Here is a 15,208-nt window from a genome sequence, read left to right on the forward strand (position 1 = left end):
GCACGCGATGACCGCTGCCAACTTCCCCGCGCCTCCCGTCCGCTCCTTCGCCGAGCTCGCGCCGCTGACGCCCGAGCTGGTGGTGGTGTTCGGGGCCTTCGCGCTGCTGATGCTGGACCTGTTCCTGGACGACCGCCGCCGGGTGGTCACGCACGCGCTGGCGATCGTCACCCTGCTGGTGGCCGCGGCGCTGCTGTGGTTCGACGTGGGCGGGCAGGGCACCACCCTGGCCGGAAAGTTCGTGCGCGACGACGGCGCCGACGTGCTCAAGCTCGTCATCCTGCTGGTCAGCGCCGCGTCGATGGCCTACATCTGGCCGTTCCTGCGCGAGCGCGACCTGTACAAGGGCGAGGTCGCGGTGCTGGTGCTGTTCGCGGTGGCCGGCATGATGCTGCTGGTGTCGGCCGGCAGCCTGACCATGGTCTACGTCGGCCTGGAGCTGCTGGCCCTGTGCTCGTACGCGCTGGTCGCCACCGACCGCGACAGCCCGCTCGCCTCCGAGGCGGCGATGAAGTACTTCGTGCTCGGCTCGCTGGCCTCCGGCCTGCTGCTGTACGGCATGAGCCTGCTCTACGGCGCCACCGGCACGCTCGACCTGGTCCGGATCCGCGACATCGCCGGTTCGCTGGCCGGCGAGGACCGCACCCTGCTGCTGACCGGCACCGTGTTCGTGGTGGTCGGCGTCGCGTTCAAGTTCGGCGCCGCGCCGTTCCACATGTGGCTGCCCGACACCTACCACGGCGCACCGACCCCGATCACGATCTTCATCAGCTCCGCGCCCAAGCTGGCGGCTTTCGGCATGGCCTGGCGCCTGCTGGAAGTGGGACTGGGCCCGGCGCACGACGAGGTCCGGCTGCTGGTTGCGGTGGTGGCGGCGCTCTCGCTGGCGGTGGGCAACCTGTTCGCGATCGCGCAGGCGAACCTCAAGCGCATGCTGGCCTACTCGACCGTCTCCCACGTCGGGTTCCTGTTCCTGGGCCTGGCCGCTGGCGGCGAGGAGGGCTACGCCGCGGCGATGTTCTACGCCATCAGCTACGCTGTGATGTCGGTGGCCGCGTTCGGCGCGATCGTGCTGCTGGCGCGGCGCGGCTTCGAGGCCGACCGGATCGAGGATTTCCGCGGCCTGGCCGCGCGCAGCCCGTGGATGGCGGGGCTGGTGCTGCTGGTCATGGCCTCGCTGGCGGGCGTGCCGCCGCTGCTGGGCTTCTGGGCCAAGGTCGCGGTCCTGCGCGCCGCGCTCGAGGGCGACCTGCTGTGGCTGGCGATCGTGGGCGTGGTGTTCGCGGTGATCGGCGCGTTCTACTACCTGCGCGTGATCAAGGTGATGTACTTCGAACAGCCCGCGGGCGAGCCGATCACGATCCGTGGCGGCGCCCTGCAGGCGGTGTTCGCGGTGAACGCGCTGGCCCTGCTCGGCCTGGGCCTGGCCTGGGACCCGATCATGGCCTGGTGCCAGTCCGCGTTCTCCTGAGCGACCGGCGGCTGAAGACAGGCCCCGCGGACGGGGTTGTCAAACCGGCCGCCTGTCGCCATAATCTCGCGTCTGCTGCGGGGTGGAGCAGTCTGGCAGCTCGTCGGGCTCATAACCCGAAGGTCGCAGGTTCAAATCCTGCCCCCGCTACCAACGCTAGCTGCGATGCGGCGGCCTCGGCAACGAGGTCGCCGTTTTCGTATCTGACGGTCACGCGCTCGCCGACGACGTCGACCAGCGCGGCCCGGGCCTGCGGCGATCGCCGCACGTGGCCCGCCAGATCGGCCAGTACGCGCTCCCAGCGCTCCCGCAGCCGCGGGACCATCCGGGCCGGGCTGGCCTTCACGGCGGCCTCGGCTTCGCGTACGGCCGCCTCAGCGGCCTCGAGGTCGGCCTTGGTGCTGGGCGTGATGATCCCGGCACGGATGGCCGCCATGACGTTGCCGTGCCACTTCCGGGCTTCGGCCAGCCGTCTGGTCGCCTCTCCGCCGCTCTGGCGCAGGTGCGCCTGCACGGCGCGCTGGTACTCTGCGAAGGCCTCGGGGGCGCTCAGGCGCGCGCGTACGGCCGCCAGGAGGCCGTCCTCGGCCGCGGCCCGGGCAACCCGCAGCCCGGCGCAGGTGCCTCGCTGCTTGGCGTTTGCGCAGCCGTAGTTGTAGCGGTCGACAACCACCATGGGGCCGTTGCACAGCCCGCAGCGCAGGATGCCGGACAGGACGTGCTGCGGCGGCCGACCGGCGCTGCCGCCGGTGGCGCGGCTCTGCAGCCGCAGGCGGCGCTCCACGGCCGCCCACGTGCCGGCGTCGACGATGGCCAGCTCGGGGTGCTCGGTGACCACCCACTCCGACTGGGGACGCTCCTGGCGCACGCGTCGGCCGGTGTCGGGGTGCTTCACCCAGCGGCTGCGGTTCCAGACCTGCCGGCCAGCGTAGATGGGGTTGGCGAGGATGCCGATGCCGCGGCGCACGTCGCCGGCGACGGCCGACGCCGCCCAGGTGCGGCCGCGCGGCGAGGGCACCCGGTCCCGGTTCAGGCCGGCGACGATCTCGCGCGGCGACCGGCCGGCCAGGTACTCGGCGTAGATCCGGCGGACGATCTCGGCCTGGTCCTCGCGGATCTCGCGCTGGCCGGTGGCGCTGACGCGGTAGCCGTACGGCAGGCCGCCGGCGCTGGCGCCGTCGAGCGCGCGGCCCATGAGGCCGCGATGGGTCTTCTCGCGCAGGTCGTCGAGGTAGAGCTCGCCCATGAGGCCGCGCAGGCCCACCTCGGCCTTGTGGCCCTTCCGGCCGGTGTCCAGGCCGTCGCTGACGCCGATGACGCGCACGCCGGCGAAGGTGAGTCGGCGCGTGGCCTTCGTCGCCTCGACGCTGTCGCGCGACAGGCGGGTGAGGTCGTCGACCAGGATCACGTCGAACCGCGGCGCGTCGGCGAGCAGGCGCAGGTATCCCGGCCGGTCGTTGCGGGCGCCGGAGACGGCGGCGTCGGTGTAGACCACCGGCTCCGGCCAGCCCATGCGCGCGGCGTACTGGCGGCAGTTGCGCAGCTGGTCCTCGAGCGAGGCCTCGCGCTGGGCGTCGGACGAGTAGCGGGCGTAGGCGGCGACGTGCACGGCAGCGACCCTACGCCCTGGTGCCCGTAGCGGGCAAGGCGGGATTTTCCGCGCCGGGCTCCGAGCCGGGGTCGTTGGCTGCCTCGGCGCGCAGATAATCCTCGGCGTCCAGGCGCGCGAGGGCCTCGATAAGGCGGAGGACGGGGTCGTCGGACGTCATGCCAGCACGGGGCCGTATTTCATGGCCAGCCAAGCCGCAGCGCGGGCCTGTGCGGGCCAGGGCAGACCCTCCTCGGCCCACCGATCGACCAGCGCCTCGAGGGCACCCATCAGCTGCGTCTCGGAGAAGTCATGCGCTTCGAGAACGAGCCTAATCGGCTCGGGGCGCTCGTTGGTCTTGTCAGCCATTGGAAACCTCCATTGCGTTGTCGGGCAGGCGCGCCCGGATCTCGGCCTCGACCCGGGCGTAGATCGCGCGGATCCGCTGCACCTTCTCCAGCCCTCGCTCGTCGCACGGGAACAGGTGGTGGACCTGGCGCGAGCAGTCGCGGTGCACCACCTCGATCGACACGTCGTCCGCGAGGCTCTGCTCGCCGATCGCGATCAGTGCCAGATTGGCCGGGTCGATGAACTCTCGGGAAAGCCAAGTGATCACGCTGCGCGCTCCGGGGGTCATTCGTTCCGCTTGATGGGGTAGAGCGATCGGCCGGGCCACGCGCGGCGCGTGCTTCGCCACGGTCATGCCTTCGTCTTGGACTTCTTCGGCTTCTTGGCGGGCTGCTTCGCGGGCGCCTTCTTGGCCGCGGGCTTCTTCTTGGCCGGGGCCGTCACCGGCTTCTGCTTCGCGGGCGCCGCCGGCGCCTTCGCCTTGTTCTGGGCTGCCTTGGCGGCCGTGCCGGGCTTGGCCAGCTTGTAGCCCGGCCCGCGCAGCGGCTTCGGCAACCAGCCGCTGCCGGCGAGCAGCTTGGCGGCCTCGGCGATGGCCTCGTTCTTCTTCATTGCGGCGACTTTCTCGCCGGCGGCCTTGCCATGGACCTCGGCGACGGCCTCGGCCGCGAGGGACTTGGGCACGTGGTTGAGGTAGTGCTCGGCGTCGGGCTTCCAGAACTCGCGCATGTCGAGCTTGGTCAGCTGGGCGAGGGCGCGTGCCTGGTCCTTGGTCGGGTCGAGGGTGGCGGCGGCGACCAGCGCGAGCAGCTCGTGCAGTTCGTCGACCGACTTCGTGGCGACCCATGCCTGGATGTCGGCCGCCTTCTTGGGCAGCTTGGACTTGAGCGCCTTGAGCTTGGCGTCGACAGCTTGGCTGGCCGGCGATGAGACCACGTCGGCGAGCTCGACGCTCTTGCCGTGCGTGTCCGTGCGGTGCGGATTGTCGAGGCGGATCGCGAACACACGCTGGCTAGTACTCCCCGGGTCCAGCAGCGCCGTCAGCAGGTGGGTCAGCAGCAGCTCCAGTGCGAGGCCGTGGTCGTTCGTGAGGGCATCGCGCAGGGCGGCGCGGTGGTGCATGTGCAGTCGGTCCTCCATCGCGCGGCTCAGGGCCGCGCGCTTCCCTGCGTCGGCGCCCTTGGACGCCTTGTCCGGCGTGCCGGCGACCTTGCCGTCGGTGGCGATCTTCTGGCCCGGCTGCAGGCGGGCGTACTCGACGAGCATTTGGCCGCGGAAGTGGTCGATACGCACCAGGCAGCCGGATCGCTCCATCACATGCGTCGGCCACGTGAGCGCCTGCTCCTGGCGGCTTTCGAGGTCATCGACGAGCTCCTGGAGGTCGTCCAGTTCGCCGTTCAGTGCAGCTTCGCGTGCGGGGTCGTCGATCTCGTCGACGTCGATGGCTTCGATTTCCGCGATGCGGGCCCGTGCTTCGGCGAGCTTGCGCTGATCGGTTTCGGGAAGTGGCCGCGTCTCGGCAAGGTCGTCGGGGAAGCCTTTGGGGTAGGCGTTGAGTTCGCTGTAGTCCAGCGAGAGATGGGCCTCCACCCACGACCAGCCCTCGTCGCGCAGCGCCTGCGCCTTCGCCTCGAGGCGGTCCATGGCCAGCGATTCGAGCAGCTGGCGGTCGCACAGCCAGGTGTTGCGCTCGTCGAACAGGTCGCGGCGCACGGCGCCGCCGGCGGCCTCGTAGGCCTCGATGCCGACGAACTGCGCGACCGCGGAGCTCGCGCGCACGTCGCGGCTCGTGATGCGAGAGCGGATGTTGTGCTCCATCCGCTCCCAGTCGTGCTTGACCCCGAACCACGCCTGGTGCTGGAGCTCGTGGTCGTCGGTGAGCGCGAGCGCGCGCAGCTGGTCGAGTTCCATGCCGCCTTCGCGGAAGATCTGGAACAGCTGCGGGGAGACGTTGGCCAACTTGAGGCTGCGGTCGACCACGATGCGGGCGACGCCGAAGTGCTGGGCGATCTCGTCGCGGCTCTTGCCGGCGTCGGCCAGGGCCTTGAAGGCGTCGAACTCGTCCGCCGGGGCCAGGCGCGTGCGCACCAGGTTCTCCGCGGCGGAGGCCTCGATCGCCTGCCCGTTGGTCTCGACCAGCACGCGCACCGGGTGGTCGGCGGGCACCTTGCCCTCGGACTGCAGGCGCTGCAGCGCGACCAGGCGCGTGCCGCCGGCGAGGACCTCGAACACGCCGGGTTCGTTGGTGGCGGGCTCGACGATGAGGTTCTGCAGCAAGCCGTGGTGGAGGATGGAGGCGGCCATGGATTCGATCGCCTCGGGATCGCGGCGCTGGCGGGTGTTCTTCGGGGAGAGGCGCAGCTGGTTGAGGGCGACGGTCTGCACGGCGGGTTCGGTGGACATGGGTTCTCCTGGGGGCCGCGCAGTGCGGCGATGTCGGGTCAGGCGGCGGCAGGCGCCGCAGTGTTGGTAGAGGACGGGGTGATGCGAATGCCGGCGGAGACGTCAGAAGCCGAACAGGTCGCGGAGGAAGTCATCGTCCCGGCGAGCCGCTGATGGTGATGCGCCCGGCTTGCGCACCTCTTCGGTGAGTCGCCGCAGGGCGCGGACAAGCTTCAGCACGTCGCGCGCCATGGCATCGCGGTTGACGGTCATGCCGTCGAGGTGGCGCAGGGCGCGCGCTTCGATGTTGTCGAGTTCGCTCATGGCGCTGTCAGCTCGCGGCGGTCGCGCTCGCCGTCGAATCGTTCGCGGCTTGCAGGGTTCGCTTGATCTCGTCCAGCACGCGCGCCTGGTCATCGGCGGTGCGCAGCTGGCGCTCGAGGCGGGCGACGTAGGCCTCGAGTTCTTCGATGCGCTGCTCGTCTGCACGCCAATCGGCGGCGCGTTGGCGGAACTCTGCGGCGTTGACGGGGAGGCCCTGGGCGTCGTTCTGGTCGGCGACGCTGTCGAGGAAATCGGGGCCGGTGAGGCGGTCGCTGTTACTCATCGTCGATCTCCAGGGCGGGTGCGGCGCTGGACGCTTCGTCGCCGGCCCAGGTGCGCCGGAGCGGGCCGTTGGCGGGTTCGATGCGGGTGAAGAACTGCGTGGGGCCGAGGCGCTCGATCTTTCCGCCGCGCGCCTGGAACTCGGCGATGTCGGCGGCGATGCGCTCGCTGGCGGCGCGCTGCCTTTCTGGCACCCCGTCCAGCGCACAGGTCACTGGCGCTGGGCGCACCGGCGGGCGCGAGCGGGCGATCGACGTGATGGCCGCTCGCACCTCGGCGGTAGGCGGTGGGGGCATGCCGCGGGGCACGTCGCGCACTGGGGGTGCCTTGAGCTTCGGGCGCGGCTTCGCCTTCGGAGCCCGGGCGGGCTTCGCCCGGGGCGTCTTCGGGGCTCTGGTACGCCGCTTCTCGGCGGCGGCAGCCTGCCGAGCGCGCTTGAGCTCGGCCTTCCTGGCTTCCCTCGTCGCAAAGAGATCGGCCAGGGCCTGGTCGGCGGCTTCCTGCGTGAGCGCGTAGCAGGTGAACCAGCCGTCCTGGGCGCGGGCGATGTGGCCCTGCTGGAACAGGACGGACAGGCACGCGGACATGCGCGAGGACGTGGTGCCGGGGTCCACCTTGGCGCGTAGCTCCGCGACCGTGTAGCCGCGCCCGTCGGCGAGCAGCTCGCGCACGCGATGGGCGCGGCCGGTTTTGGTGGGGCGCCGGCCGCGGCGGCTCTTCGGAGCGCGGCCCGCGCTGTAGTACAGCCGGCCGTTCACCTTGTTGGCCCGCACCAGGCCCTTCTTGTGCATCGCGGAGAGCGACGCGCAGAACTTGTTGAGCTCGCCGCGCGGCTCGACGGCCTGCATGATGTCGCGGGCGGTGGCGGGGATGTGCTGCGTGGCCAGCCATTCGCGGATCCGGGCGCTGCGATTCATCGCCGGTCCTCGTTCGCCGCCGCCAGCAGCTCGCGCGCAACGGCGCAGCCTTCCTCGGTGAGCGTCATGCGGCTCGGGCAGTGGGGGTCGTCCAGTTGCACCAGGTCGGCGCGCTGCAGGCGCAGGGCCATGCGTTTGGTGACGCTGTGCACGATGGTCGGGCCGCTGTGCGGGTTGCGCTTCGGTGCGGCCACGAAGGCGTTGCCGATGCGCGGCAGCGAGTGTCCCGGCGCCTGGTAGGCGGCGATGAGGGCGCTCCGCTCGAGCGGAGTGACGTCCATGGTCGCGGACACGTAGGAATCCTTTGCCGGCCGAGGCCGGCGGTTGGGGTGTTCTGTGGGTTCAGCGGATCACGCCGGCGAAGACGGCGAGCGCGAGGGCGACCAGGAGCATGGCAATCGACAGGGCGATGCCGTAGCGCGGCCGCGGCGGCTGCACGCTGCGGCTGCAGCCGGCGTTGTCGAACGCCCGCTGGTGGATCGCCAGGAGCCGTGCGGCGGTGGACTCGGACAAGTGCATGTCAGCCTCCGGTGAAGATGTGCCAGATGAAGAGCCAGCCAGCGACGCCGCCGACCAGGAAGGCGACGCGGAGCGCGCAGGCGGCCGTGTCGCGCGCGGCGAGAATGTGGTTGAAGTCGGGGTTGCGGCGGCGGTCATCCACGGCTGCTCGCCTCCCTCGCGTCGTCCTCCCGCGCTGTGGGCCAGGACGGGGAACTGCAGTCCGCGATGTCGGCGTTGCCGTGCTCGATCACCGGCATGCCAGTGAGCCGCGCGTACTCCTCACGCAGCCGGAAGTCGATTGCGTCGAGCCGGCGTTGCTTGTCGCCGACGGTGATGAGGGCCCGCGCATTGGAGCCATTCGGGGCCTCGCGGCTGAGGAAATCGGAGATTCCGTTGAGGTGTTGCCGCTGCGACCTTACGCACTCGCGCAGCGCCACGACCTCGTCGGTGGTCAGCGGGGGGAACATGGGGCACCTCCTGGCGCTCGGGGGAGCGCGTTGTAGGCGGAGACGTAGGCGCGCACGCGCTGGTCGTACTGCGCGGCCAGGTGTTCGCGCTGCTGGTCGTCGCGCGCGTCGGACACCATGCGGCGCACGACGTCTCGACGGGTTTCGGGCATGCCCATGAAGTCCGACATCCAGACGGCGTGGCGGACGCGGGCGAGGTTGATGACGAGGGCGCTTGGGCCCTGGGAGCTCACCGCGGGCCTCCGCGCAGTTCCGCCCGCGCACTGCGCTGGTGGGTCCGCTCGTCGTTGGCGGCGCCGGCGCGCCGCCAAGCGGCCGCCTGGCGGGCGGCCTGGGCACGTTCGCGGAGGAGCTCGCGCTCGGTCTCGATGCGCCGGATGGCGGCGCGATGGCCGGCGGTGACCAGGGCGGCGACGGACATGCCGCCGATAACCAGGCCCCAGATGAGGCCGAGCAGGATGTCGGGGTTGGACAGCGGGTTGTACATGGACGCCTCCTGGGTAGGAGGCGGCCGGCAGGTCGCTGGGAGGAGGCCCTTCGCCGGTGGGGAGGCCGGCGTGCGACCTGCCGGTCGCCGCCCCGGCGGGTGCCGGGACGAGTGCAACCTTACGGGCATCCGTATCCCGTGTCAACGGGAATCCGTAACTATCTGCTAGGATGGCCCCCGCGCCATCCCGCGCGCCTTCGAGAAGCCACCATGGAGACGAACGAACTTCACCCCGGGGCCCGCCACCAGCGCTGCCGCGAGCAGGCCGAAGCCCGGCTGTCGGCAGCCAAGGCCGAGGGCCTGGCCGCCGTGGCCATCACCCCGGAAGCGCTGGCAGCGGTACATCGCGCCTTGCGCAATGCCGCGATGGACGCATGGGCTGCCAGCCGGGCCATGCACCGTGCAGGGCTCCACGGTCACCCCGCCATTGCCCGCATCGAAGCGCTCGCGCGCCAGGCCGAAGCGCTGCAGCAGGCGATGGCTGTGGAGATGTACCTCTAACCGTTCTCGGGGAGCCAGCCGCACTCTTCCAGGGTGCGGCGGCGTTCCTCGGTGCTGTCGTGGGACGCGACCGCCTCGACGTGGGCGGTGAGCTGGCCGGCGCGGATCCTGTAGCGCACCTGGGTCACCACGGCATACTCGTGGCCCTCCATCTCGTCGCGCAGGGCGGCCGGCACTTCGACAAACTCGCCCGCGCGCGGAACTGGCCCGTCGAGCGCGTGCTCCCGCACCGTGGTGCTGCCGTTGTGGCGGACGAAGTGCACGACCATGCTCATGGCGACGCCTCCGGGCTCTGGCGGCACACGTGGTTCACCAGCTCGAGCCGCAGCTCTTCAATGCCTTTGTCCGTGTCGCTGGCCAGCATGACGGAGGTGCCCGCCACCATGAAGGGCTTGAAGCCAACGTAGCCGCCGTAGGCGTTTTTCGCGTTCACTTCGCCGCAGACGATGACGCCCTGCTTGCCGGGGCGGACGAACACGTCCCGGTACTGCGCGCTGCCGGGGTCTCGCAGTTGGCGTTCCACGGCTGATTTCGCTTCCGCAATCGCTGCCTCGTCGTCCGCGGCGCTTGCGGCCATGCACACCCCGAGCAGCAGAACTCCTGTCCAGCGCATCCCCTTCTCCCTTTCGTGTCAGTCTTCCCAACTGCCAATCCAGCGCACCCGCCCGATCACTTCGAAATCTTGGTCGAACTCGATCGGCACGGGCTTGCGCCACTTCGGGTCGCTGGTGTTGTCGCTCACCAGGAACCATTGATCGCCGTACTGGTGCAGCCGCTTCACGTAGAAGCCGCCGTGGTGGCGCACCACGTAGATGCCGCCATCCCGGGGCTTGGTGTCATCGGTATCGAACAGCAGGGCGTCGCCATGGTGAATGCGCGGCTCCATGCTGTCGCCGCTGGCGTAGAAGATGCTCAGCTTGCGGGCGAAGAGCCCCTTCCGGCGCAGGCTGCTCGCCTTGAACTTCAGGCTGTGGGTCTCGGCGTACTCCTCCGGCGTCATGCCGTCGCCGGCGGCAACTTGCTGGCCGTAGGCGGTTATGTCCGCCCAGTTGCCATCGGTGTCCGGTTCTTTCGGTCCTTTGCCCGTCTCTAGCCACTCGACGCGACGGTGTAGCGCCTTGGCTAGGGAGTGAAGGGACTGCCCCTTCTTGGTATAGCCGAGCTCGAGGTCGCTTATCGCAGTAGGCGACATGCCGGCGCGCGCCGCCAGCTGAGCGCGGCTCCACCCGTACGACTCTCGTTCCTCACGAACCCGTTGTCCGATGGTCTTCCCGTCCATGGAGGAATTGAAACGGGAACCCGTAACGGAGGGCCGTTGACAATGATCAACGGATATCCGTAGGATGCTGGGCATGAGCATATGGGCCACCATCGTTTGCGATCTGGAGGGGCAGGGCTGGTCCCTGACCGAGCTGGGCAAGGCCATCGGGCTATCGCCCCAGGCCGTCAGCGACATCAAGCAGGGCCGCACCAAGGCCCCCAGCGGCATGGCCGCTGTCCGCCTGCACGAGATCCACCAGCGGATCGTGCAGCCCGCAGCCAACGACGACACCGCCCCAACCGAGGGCGAGGGCACGGGCAATGGCTGAGGGCGGCGAGCAGGTGGTGATCAACCTGATCCGGGAAGGAAAGGACCGGATCCGGGAGGCGCTGGACCGTTCGGGTTGGTACCGGCGATCGAGCGCCACGAGTCCAGGAAGTCTTGGGCCGACTCGGCCATCGCTGCAATGTCTGGGTTGGGGTGAGCTCCCAGGTGGTCCAGGCAGAGGACGGCCTGCATGAGCTTGTCCAGGCTCTCCCAGAACGGCTGGTTGTCGCGCTGCTCGCGCAGAAGTGCCAGCAGCGCCACCTCCATCGCCAAGGTCTTCGCGGCCAGCAGCTGGCTGGTCGGCAAGTCGGGTTGTGCCATGTCCGCCTCCGGTGTCGGGTTGGGGTTCAAGCGCCTGCCAGCCTACATCGGGGGCGGGCGCCATCCGGAAGAAGACGGCGGCCACGCGCGTGCGCCGGCCGTCCTGGATTTCCCACAGGGGGGGAAGCGTCGTGTCGCTGCAAGTGACTGTGTCCATGAAAAAATTTTGGCCGGTGGGAGTCTCTCAACTCCACTCAACTCGGTTGAGCGGCGATGAGTAGCCAGCTGGCGATGCCGCTGCCGCTGCGGCCGGAAGAGGTGGTGCGGGAGAAGACGCTGGGCGACGCGATCGCCCTGTGCGCCAAGGCCGGCGGGTACGCCCTCGACAAGACGCTGCAGCTGGAGCTGGAGGTGGACAAGGCCCAGTTCTCGCGCTGGATGTCCGGCACCGAGGGCATCGTGTGGCCCAAGCTGGACCGGCTGATGACCACCTGCGGCAACGACGCGCCGCTGCTGTGGATGCTGCACCAGCGCAACTACGACCTGCACAGCCTGCGCCACCAGGAGACCGAGGTGGAGCGCCAGAACCGTCTGCTGCGGGAGGAAGTGGCGGCCCTGCGCCGCGTGCTGCAGGCGGGAGTGGCCAACGATGCCTGACGCCATGGACGCCGTGCAGGCCGACGTCGACGCGCGCGTCGAGGACGCGCTGCGCCGCCACCGCGCCACCGTGCGCGAGCGGCCGGAAGGGCTGACCCATTGCGAGGTTCTCGACTGCCGAGAGCCGATCGAGGAGGCGAGGCGATTGCTGGGCGCACGCCTGTGTTCCGACTGCCAGCGCGAGGAAGACATTCGCGCGGCCCAGTTCGCACCCGGGAGGGGACGGTGACCAATGTTCACGAGACGATGCCACCAACGGGTGACGCATCGACCGCCGAACGCGGCGACGCGCCGCGCCATGGACCAGGTGCTCGGCGCGCTGGCGGCTCCGCCGCCGGCGATGTCGGCGGACGAGGCCATGGCCGAGCGCGAGCGTCTGCGGCTCGAGACGGAGTCGCATCGGCGGCGGCAGGGAGTGTTGAGGCTGAGCGGCACGTGATGCGCCGGCGGTCCTTCAAGCAGCTGGTCGCCGACTACCAGGCGATGCCAGGTGGCGACCTCAACCGCGAGATCGCCTACATGAGCGAGATCATCCCAGTGCTGCTGAAGCATCGCGCAGCGGCGCTCACTGCGCGCCGTCGTCAACGGCGGACTCCGCGCGCGTGATGGCTGCGCGATCCCCGCACCCCTTGGCGGGTGGAAGTCGGCCCGCGGTTCCGCGGGTTACTGAGCTGCGTCGATCGGAAGGCTCGATCGATGGGGCCGGTCGCGGGTCCTCCTGGCGGCCCCCGCACGAGGGTAATTCGGACCCCGCGCAGAGGGTAGTTAGCGAGGTCGCGGGTTACTGAAATGGCCGCCTCGAACTACGACGACGTCGTCCGCCAGCTCACCGAGGCAGGCCTGATCCTCCCTCGCGGGGGGCTCGAGGTCGGCACCGGGCGCACCGTCCGCTGCCTGGTCGAAAATGGCGGCCGGGAGAAGCGCGGGTGGTATCGCCTGCACGAGCTCCCGTCCACCTCGAACCCTGGCGACTTCATCATCGTCGGCAGCTTCGGCATCTGGCGCGGGAACGACCCGAACAGCCGGAAGGTGGAGCTGTCGAAGCGTGACCCGCTCACCGCCGAGCAGACGGCCGCGCTCAAGCGCCGCCTGGCCGAGGACCGCAAGCGAATCGAGCGCGAGCGCGCCCGGGAAGCGGCGCGAGCCGCGGCCACCGCGGCGAAGGTCTGGGCGAAGCTGCTGCCCGAGGGCGAGTCGCCCTACCTCAAGGCGAAGGGCGTCGGCGCCCACGGTCTCAAGTTCACGAAGCACGGCACAGCCGTGCTGCCGCTGGTCGACACGGTCGGCAAGATCCACGGCCTGCAGTTCCTGCGCACCGCCGCCCAGGCTAAGGAGGGGCGGCGACCGGCAAAGGAGTTCTGGCCGGTGGGCGTGGCGAAGAAGGGCCACTTCCACCTGCTCGGTCACCAGCCGCACTGGATCGTCCTGGTCGCGGAGGGGTATGCCACGGCCGCGTCGCTGTACGAAGCGACCGGCTTCCCGGTGGCGGTGGCCTTCGACGCCGGCAACCTGCTCCCTGTCGCCGAGGCGCTGCGCCGCCGCTACAAGCAGGCGCGGATCCTCGTCTGCGCCGACGACGACTGCTTCACCGACGGCAATCCCGGCGTGACCGCCGCGAGCGCGGCCGCCATGGCTGTGAGCGGAGCCTGGCTCGCGCCGAAGTTCGCCGACGAGGCCGCGCGCCAAGCGCGGTACGCCGCGAACGGGCACAAGCTGACCGACTTCAACGACCTCCACGCGCTGGAAGGCGTCGCCGCGGTGGGTGCGCAGGTCCGTGCCCGCCTCTCGGAATTGCGCTGGGACCCACCGCAATTGCGCGCGGTCTCTTCCTCCGCAGCCGGGGAGGGGGGCGATCGCCTGCGCGTGATCCAGGACCTCGACACGCTGCTCGAGCGGTATGCCACGGTGTACGGCAGCAACGGCGGCGTGTTCGATCGGGATGAGCACGCGCTGGTGGCGGAGCAGGACGTCCGGCGCGTGACCATCCGCTCTGACCTGTTCAGGTCCTGGATGGAGCATCCCGACCGCGCGATCGTCCGCATGGACGAGGTCGGCTTCGATCCGGCGGAAAGCGACCCCAGGATCACCTGCAACCTTTGGGGCGGCTGGCCCACCATGCCGAGGAAGGGCAAGTGCGACCTGCTGCTCGAGCTGCTGCAGTACATGTGCAGCGGCGAGCGCAACAGCCGCGAGCTCTACGACTGGGTGCTCAAGTGGGTCGCGTACCCGATCCAGCACCCCGGCGCGAAGATGAAGACCACCATCGTCGTGCATGGCCCGCAGGGCACCGGCAAGAACCTGTTCTTCGAGACGGTGATGGCGATCTACGGCAAGTACGGCCGGATCCTCGACCAGGACGCGCTCACCGACAAGCACAACGACTGGGCCAGCCGGAAGCTGTTCCTGATCGCGGACGAAGTGGTCGCGCAGGCGCACAGATTCGAGGTCAAGAACAAGCTCAAGACGTTGATCACCGGCACGTGGATCCGGATCAACCCGAAGCACATCGCTGCCTACGACGAAGCGAACCACGTCAACCTGGTCTTCCTGTCCAACGAGTCCATGCCGGTCGTGCTCGAGGAAGACGACCGCCGGCACTGCATCATCTGGACGCCGCCGAAGAAGCCGCCCGAGTTCTACGCCGCGCTGCTGCGCGAGATCGAAGAGGGTGGGGCGGCGGCGCTGCACGAGTACCTGCTCCACCTCGACCTGGGCGACTTCAACCCGGGCACGCCGCCGCCGGAGACGGAGGCCAAGCGCGAGCTCATCGACCTGGCGCAGGATAGCCCGGTCGAGTTCGTCGATGCGCTCTACCGCAGCGACATCGAGTACCTGCGTCCGGTCCCCGGTTTCAGCGCTACTTGGTACGACTGCTACAAGATCTGGTGCACGCGGGTAGGGGTCAAGCCGGCGAGCCTGAAGCGTTTCGTCGACGCCCTGCGCCGCCGCCGCGGGATCGACTCCAAGCCCGAGCGGTACACGGCTGGGCAGGGGATGAAGGCGCAGCGGATGATCACCTTCGGCCTTGAGCCCCCGGAAGGACAGTCCAGGCAGGAGTGGCTAGGTGCGCAGATCGAGTCGTTCACCACCATGGTGAAGGACTTCCGAGGGACGCAGCTGTGACCGGCGTCCATGCAACGCCAATTTGCCGTTGCAGCGACGCCTTGTGCAACGCCAGAAATGGCGTAACCACGCCGTTGCAACGCGTGCAACGGCAAATCGGCCTCACGTGTGTGCGCGAGACGCCGCGCCCCCAGAGCGCCCGCGCGCGCATATGCGCGCGCGTAGGGCATCGCGTTGCAGGCGTTGCAGGCGTTGCAGGCCCGTACCTGCGCCATTCCGCGCTTCGCGTTCCCGTTGCACCAGGCGTTGCACGCGGCTCGTTGCCGTCGCGCGCGCGATTTCCACTGTCCTAGACCAGAAAAAGGAGAGGA

Annotated in this window: 26 protein-coding genes and 1 tRNA gene; 10 read left to right on the forward strand and 17 right to left on the reverse strand. The window is 69.8% G+C overall.

What is annotated here, in order from left to right; genetic code table 11:
- The first annotated feature begins 7 nt into the window (after positions 1 to 7).
- The 3 genes from nuoN (at position 8) to LUTJ29_RS19060 (ending at position 3,110) form a co-directional block, all read left to right on the forward strand.
- Positions 8 to 1,471 carry an NADH-quinone oxidoreductase subunit NuoN gene (gene nuoN, locus LUTJ29_RS0110070; RefSeq protein WP_027072406.1) on the forward strand — a complete coding sequence of 488 codons (1,464 nt, stop codon included), beginning with the start codon at positions 8 to 10 and terminating at the stop codon, positions 1,469 to 1,471.
- Between the two features lie 76 nt (positions 1,472 to 1,547).
- A tRNA-Met gene (locus LUTJ29_RS0110075) sits at positions 1,548 to 1,624 on the forward strand.
- A 115-nt stretch (positions 1,625 to 1,739) separates the two neighbouring features.
- Positions 1,740 to 3,110: a hypothetical protein gene (locus LUTJ29_RS19060; protein WP_027072407.1), complete on the forward strand. Its 1,371-nt coding sequence runs from the start codon at positions 1,740 to 1,742 to the stop codon at positions 3,108 to 3,110.
- Here LUTJ29_RS19060 and LUTJ29_RS18835 read toward each other — a convergent pair.
- The 13 genes from LUTJ29_RS18835 to LUTJ29_RS0110145 all read right to left on the reverse strand — a co-directional run bounded on the left by LUTJ29_RS18835 (position 3,091) and on the right by LUTJ29_RS0110145 (position 8,767).
- Positions 3,091 to 3,240 (reverse strand): hypothetical protein, encoded by a 150-nt coding sequence (locus LUTJ29_RS18835; RefSeq protein WP_198012673.1) that lies wholly within the window; start codon positions 3,238 to 3,240, stop codon positions 3,091 to 3,093. The genes LUTJ29_RS19060 and LUTJ29_RS18835 overlap by 20 nt on opposite strands.
- Positions 3,237 to 3,428 (reverse strand): hypothetical protein, encoded by a 192-nt coding sequence (locus LUTJ29_RS0110090; RefSeq protein ID WP_027072408.1) that lies wholly within the window; start codon positions 3,426 to 3,428, stop codon positions 3,237 to 3,239. Before LUTJ29_RS0110090 ends, LUTJ29_RS18835 begins: the two co-directional genes overlap by 4 nt.
- A complete protein-coding gene (locus LUTJ29_RS0110095; RefSeq protein WP_144774219.1) occupies positions 3,421 to 3,675 on the reverse strand; it encodes a hypothetical protein in 255 nt (84 codons plus the stop codon). The genes LUTJ29_RS0110090 and LUTJ29_RS0110095 overlap by 8 nt, the downstream gene beginning before the upstream one ends.
- A gap of 83 nt (positions 3,676 to 3,758) precedes the next feature.
- Entirely contained in the window at positions 3,759 to 5,810 is a 2,052-nt protein-coding gene (locus LUTJ29_RS0110100) for a ParB/RepB/Spo0J family partition protein (RefSeq protein ID WP_027072410.1), read from the reverse strand.
- A 102-nt stretch (positions 5,811 to 5,912) separates the two neighbouring features.
- Entirely contained in the window at positions 5,913 to 6,113 is a 201-nt protein-coding gene (locus LUTJ29_RS0110105) for a hypothetical protein (RefSeq protein WP_027072411.1), read from the reverse strand.
- A 7-nt stretch (positions 6,114 to 6,120) separates the two neighbouring features.
- On the reverse strand, positions 6,121 to 6,396 hold the full coding sequence (locus tag LUTJ29_RS0110110) for a hypothetical protein (RefSeq protein WP_027072412.1): 276 nt from the start codon (positions 6,394 to 6,396) through the stop codon (positions 6,121 to 6,123).
- Positions 6,389 to 7,312 (reverse strand): hypothetical protein, encoded by a 924-nt coding sequence (locus LUTJ29_RS19065; protein ID WP_027072413.1) that lies wholly within the window; start codon positions 7,310 to 7,312, stop codon positions 6,389 to 6,391. The genes LUTJ29_RS0110110 and LUTJ29_RS19065 overlap by 8 nt, the downstream gene beginning before the upstream one ends.
- Positions 7,309 to 7,605: a hypothetical protein gene (locus LUTJ29_RS0110120; protein WP_144774218.1), complete on the reverse strand. Its 297-nt coding sequence runs from the start codon at positions 7,603 to 7,605 to the stop codon at positions 7,309 to 7,311. Before LUTJ29_RS0110120 ends, LUTJ29_RS19065 begins: the two co-directional genes overlap by 4 nt.
- Before the next feature lie 49 nt (positions 7,606 to 7,654).
- Complete coding sequence (locus LUTJ29_RS18650; RefSeq protein ID WP_156911560.1) at positions 7,655 to 7,831, reverse strand: hypothetical protein; 177 nt, start codon at positions 7,829 to 7,831, stop codon at positions 7,655 to 7,657.
- A gap of 1 nt (position 7,832) precedes the next feature.
- Complete coding sequence (locus LUTJ29_RS18655; protein ID WP_156911561.1) at positions 7,833 to 7,973, reverse strand: hypothetical protein; 141 nt, start codon at positions 7,971 to 7,973, stop codon at positions 7,833 to 7,835.
- A complete protein-coding gene (locus tag LUTJ29_RS18660) occupies positions 7,966 to 8,280 on the reverse strand; it encodes a hypothetical protein (RefSeq protein WP_027072415.1) in 315 nt (104 codons plus the stop codon). The genes LUTJ29_RS18655 and LUTJ29_RS18660 overlap by 8 nt, the downstream gene beginning before the upstream one ends.
- Positions 8,265 to 8,513: a hypothetical protein gene (locus tag LUTJ29_RS18665; protein ID WP_027072416.1), complete on the reverse strand. Its 249-nt coding sequence runs from the start codon at positions 8,511 to 8,513 to the stop codon at positions 8,265 to 8,267. Before LUTJ29_RS18665 ends, LUTJ29_RS18660 begins: the two co-directional genes overlap by 16 nt.
- The gene (locus LUTJ29_RS0110145; RefSeq protein ID WP_027072417.1) at positions 8,510 to 8,767 is read right to left on the reverse strand and encodes a hypothetical protein; all 258 of its coding nucleotides are present in this window, start codon (positions 8,765 to 8,767) and stop codon (positions 8,510 to 8,512) included. Before LUTJ29_RS0110145 ends, LUTJ29_RS18665 begins: the two co-directional genes overlap by 4 nt.
- A 210-nt stretch (positions 8,768 to 8,977) precedes the next feature.
- Here LUTJ29_RS0110145 and LUTJ29_RS0110150 point away from each other — a divergent pair, with 210 nt between their 5' ends.
- A complete protein-coding gene (locus LUTJ29_RS0110150) occupies positions 8,978 to 9,268 on the forward strand; it encodes a hypothetical protein (protein WP_027072418.1) in 291 nt (96 codons plus the stop codon).
- Here LUTJ29_RS0110150 and LUTJ29_RS0110155 read toward each other — a convergent pair.
- From LUTJ29_RS0110155 to LUTJ29_RS18415, 3 genes are read right to left on the reverse strand one after another with little or no spacing between them, the layout of a single operon-like run.
- Complete coding sequence (locus LUTJ29_RS0110155) at positions 9,265 to 9,543, reverse strand: hypothetical protein (RefSeq protein WP_144774217.1); 279 nt, start codon at positions 9,541 to 9,543, stop codon at positions 9,265 to 9,267. The two genes, LUTJ29_RS0110150 and LUTJ29_RS0110155, sit on opposite strands and share 4 nt — an antisense overlap.
- Positions 9,540 to 9,881, reverse strand: coding sequence for a hypothetical protein (locus tag LUTJ29_RS17065; RefSeq protein WP_144774216.1), 342 nt, complete (start codon positions 9,879 to 9,881; stop codon positions 9,540 to 9,542). The genes LUTJ29_RS0110155 and LUTJ29_RS17065 overlap by 4 nt, the downstream gene beginning before the upstream one ends.
- A gap of 18 nt (positions 9,882 to 9,899) precedes the next feature.
- Positions 9,900 to 10,547, reverse strand: a complete 648-nt coding sequence (locus LUTJ29_RS18415; RefSeq protein WP_027072420.1) for an XRE family transcriptional regulator — start codon at positions 10,545 to 10,547, stop codon at positions 9,900 to 9,902.
- Positions 10,548 to 10,620: 73 nt separating this feature from the next.
- On the opposite strand from LUTJ29_RS18415, the gene LUTJ29_RS17070 reads away from it, so the two are divergent.
- A complete protein-coding gene (locus tag LUTJ29_RS17070; RefSeq protein WP_084524827.1) occupies positions 10,621 to 10,857 on the forward strand; it encodes a helix-turn-helix transcriptional regulator in 237 nt (78 codons plus the stop codon).
- A gap of 20 nt (positions 10,858 to 10,877) precedes the next feature.
- Here LUTJ29_RS17070 and LUTJ29_RS0110175 read toward each other — a convergent pair whose 3' ends face one another.
- Positions 10,878 to 11,177: a hypothetical protein gene (locus LUTJ29_RS0110175; protein WP_027072421.1), complete on the reverse strand. Its 300-nt coding sequence runs from the start codon at positions 11,175 to 11,177 to the stop codon at positions 10,878 to 10,880.
- Between the two features lie 213 nt (positions 11,178 to 11,390).
- Here LUTJ29_RS0110175 and LUTJ29_RS0110180 point away from each other — a divergent pair, with 213 nt between their 5' ends.
- The 5 genes from LUTJ29_RS0110180 to LUTJ29_RS17080 all read left to right on the forward strand — a co-directional run bounded on the left by LUTJ29_RS0110180 (position 11,391) and on the right by LUTJ29_RS17080 (position 14,897).
- Positions 11,391 to 11,774, forward strand: coding sequence for a hypothetical protein (locus LUTJ29_RS0110180; RefSeq protein WP_144774215.1), 384 nt, complete (start codon positions 11,391 to 11,393; stop codon positions 11,772 to 11,774).
- Between the two features lie 4 nt (positions 11,775 to 11,778).
- Positions 11,779 to 12,003, forward strand: coding sequence for a hypothetical protein (locus LUTJ29_RS0110185; RefSeq protein WP_232221194.1), 225 nt, complete (start codon positions 11,779 to 11,781; stop codon positions 12,001 to 12,003).
- Between the two features lie 69 nt (positions 12,004 to 12,072).
- On the forward strand, positions 12,073 to 12,213 hold the full coding sequence (locus LUTJ29_RS18670; RefSeq protein WP_156911562.1) for a hypothetical protein: 141 nt from the start codon (positions 12,073 to 12,075) through the stop codon (positions 12,211 to 12,213).
- The gene (locus tag LUTJ29_RS18675; protein ID WP_156911563.1) at positions 12,213 to 12,380 is read left to right on the forward strand and encodes a hypothetical protein; all 168 of its coding nucleotides are present in this window, start codon (positions 12,213 to 12,215) and stop codon (positions 12,378 to 12,380) included. Before LUTJ29_RS18670 ends, LUTJ29_RS18675 begins: the two co-directional genes overlap by 1 nt.
- Before the next feature lie 183 nt (positions 12,381 to 12,563).
- Positions 12,564 to 14,897: a DUF5906 domain-containing protein gene (locus LUTJ29_RS17080; RefSeq protein WP_043741020.1), complete on the forward strand. Its 2,334-nt coding sequence runs from the start codon at positions 12,564 to 12,566 to the stop codon at positions 14,895 to 14,897.
- Positions 14,898 to 15,208 lie beyond the last annotated feature (311 nt).

The organism is Luteimonas sp. J29 (assembly GCF_000472505.1).
Lineage (GTDB): Bacteria > Pseudomonadota > Gammaproteobacteria > Xanthomonadales > Xanthomonadaceae > Luteimonas.

What these genes read in the sequence shown, in the direction of transcription:
- nuoN (WP_027072406.1), top strand. Translation starts at nt 8, where the DNA reads ATGACCGCTGCCAACTTCCCCGCGCCTCCCGTCCGCTCCTTCGCCGAG.
- LUTJ29_RS18835 (WP_198012673.1), bottom strand. Translation starts at nt 3,240, where the DNA reads ATGACGTCCGACGACCCCGTCCTCCGCCTTATCGAGGCCCTCGCGCGC.
- LUTJ29_RS0110090 (WP_027072408.1), bottom strand. Translation starts at nt 3,428, where the DNA reads ATGGCTGACAAGACCAACGAGCGCCCCGAGCCGATTAGGCTCGTTCTC.
- LUTJ29_RS0110100 (WP_027072410.1), bottom strand. Translation starts at nt 5,810, where the DNA reads ATGTCCACCGAACCCGCCGTGCAGACCGTCGCCCTCAACCAGCTGCGC.
- LUTJ29_RS0110105 (WP_027072411.1), bottom strand. Translation starts at nt 6,113, where the DNA reads ATGAGCGAACTCGACAACATCGAAGCGCGCGCCCTGCGCCACCTCGAC.
- LUTJ29_RS0110110 (WP_027072412.1), bottom strand. Translation starts at nt 6,396, where the DNA reads ATGAGTAACAGCGACCGCCTCACCGGCCCCGATTTCCTCGACAGCGTC.
- LUTJ29_RS19065 (WP_027072413.1), bottom strand. Translation starts at nt 7,312, where the DNA reads ATGAATCGCAGCGCCCGGATCCGCGAATGGCTGGCCACGCAGCACATC.
- LUTJ29_RS18650 (WP_156911560.1), bottom strand. Translation starts at nt 7,831, where the DNA reads ATGCACTTGTCCGAGTCCACCGCCGCACGGCTCCTGGCGATCCACCAG.
- LUTJ29_RS18660 (WP_027072415.1), bottom strand. Translation starts at nt 8,280, where the DNA reads ATGTTCCCCCCGCTGACCACCGACGAGGTCGTGGCGCTGCGCGAGTGC.
- LUTJ29_RS0110145 (WP_027072417.1), bottom strand. Translation starts at nt 8,767, where the DNA reads ATGTACAACCCGCTGTCCAACCCCGACATCCTGCTCGGCCTCATCTGG.
- LUTJ29_RS0110150 (WP_027072418.1), top strand. Translation starts at nt 8,978, where the DNA reads ATGGAGACGAACGAACTTCACCCCGGGGCCCGCCACCAGCGCTGCCGC.
- LUTJ29_RS0110155 (WP_144774217.1), bottom strand. Translation starts at nt 9,543, where the DNA reads ATGAGCATGGTCGTGCACTTCGTCCGCCACAACGGCAGCACCACGGTG.
- LUTJ29_RS17065 (WP_144774216.1), bottom strand. Translation starts at nt 9,881, where the DNA reads ATGCGCTGGACAGGAGTTCTGCTGCTCGGGGTGTGCATGGCCGCAAGC.
- LUTJ29_RS18415 (WP_027072420.1), bottom strand. Translation starts at nt 10,547, where the DNA reads ATGGACGGGAAGACCATCGGACAACGGGTTCGTGAGGAACGAGAGTCG.
- LUTJ29_RS17070 (WP_084524827.1), top strand. Translation starts at nt 10,621, where the DNA reads ATGAGCATATGGGCCACCATCGTTTGCGATCTGGAGGGGCAGGGCTGG.
- LUTJ29_RS0110175 (WP_027072421.1), bottom strand. Translation starts at nt 11,177, where the DNA reads ATGGCACAACCCGACTTGCCGACCAGCCAGCTGCTGGCCGCGAAGACC.
- LUTJ29_RS0110180 (WP_144774215.1), top strand. Translation starts at nt 11,391, where the DNA reads ATGAGTAGCCAGCTGGCGATGCCGCTGCCGCTGCGGCCGGAAGAGGTG.
- LUTJ29_RS0110185 (WP_232221194.1), top strand. Translation starts at nt 11,779, where the DNA reads ATGGACGCCGTGCAGGCCGACGTCGACGCGCGCGTCGAGGACGCGCTG.
- LUTJ29_RS18670 (WP_156911562.1), top strand. Translation starts at nt 12,073, where the DNA reads ATGGACCAGGTGCTCGGCGCGCTGGCGGCTCCGCCGCCGGCGATGTCG.
- LUTJ29_RS18675 (WP_156911563.1), top strand. Translation starts at nt 12,213, where the DNA reads ATGCGCCGGCGGTCCTTCAAGCAGCTGGTCGCCGACTACCAGGCGATG.
- LUTJ29_RS17080 (WP_043741020.1), top strand. Translation starts at nt 12,564, where the DNA reads ATGGCCGCCTCGAACTACGACGACGTCGTCCGCCAGCTCACCGAGGCA.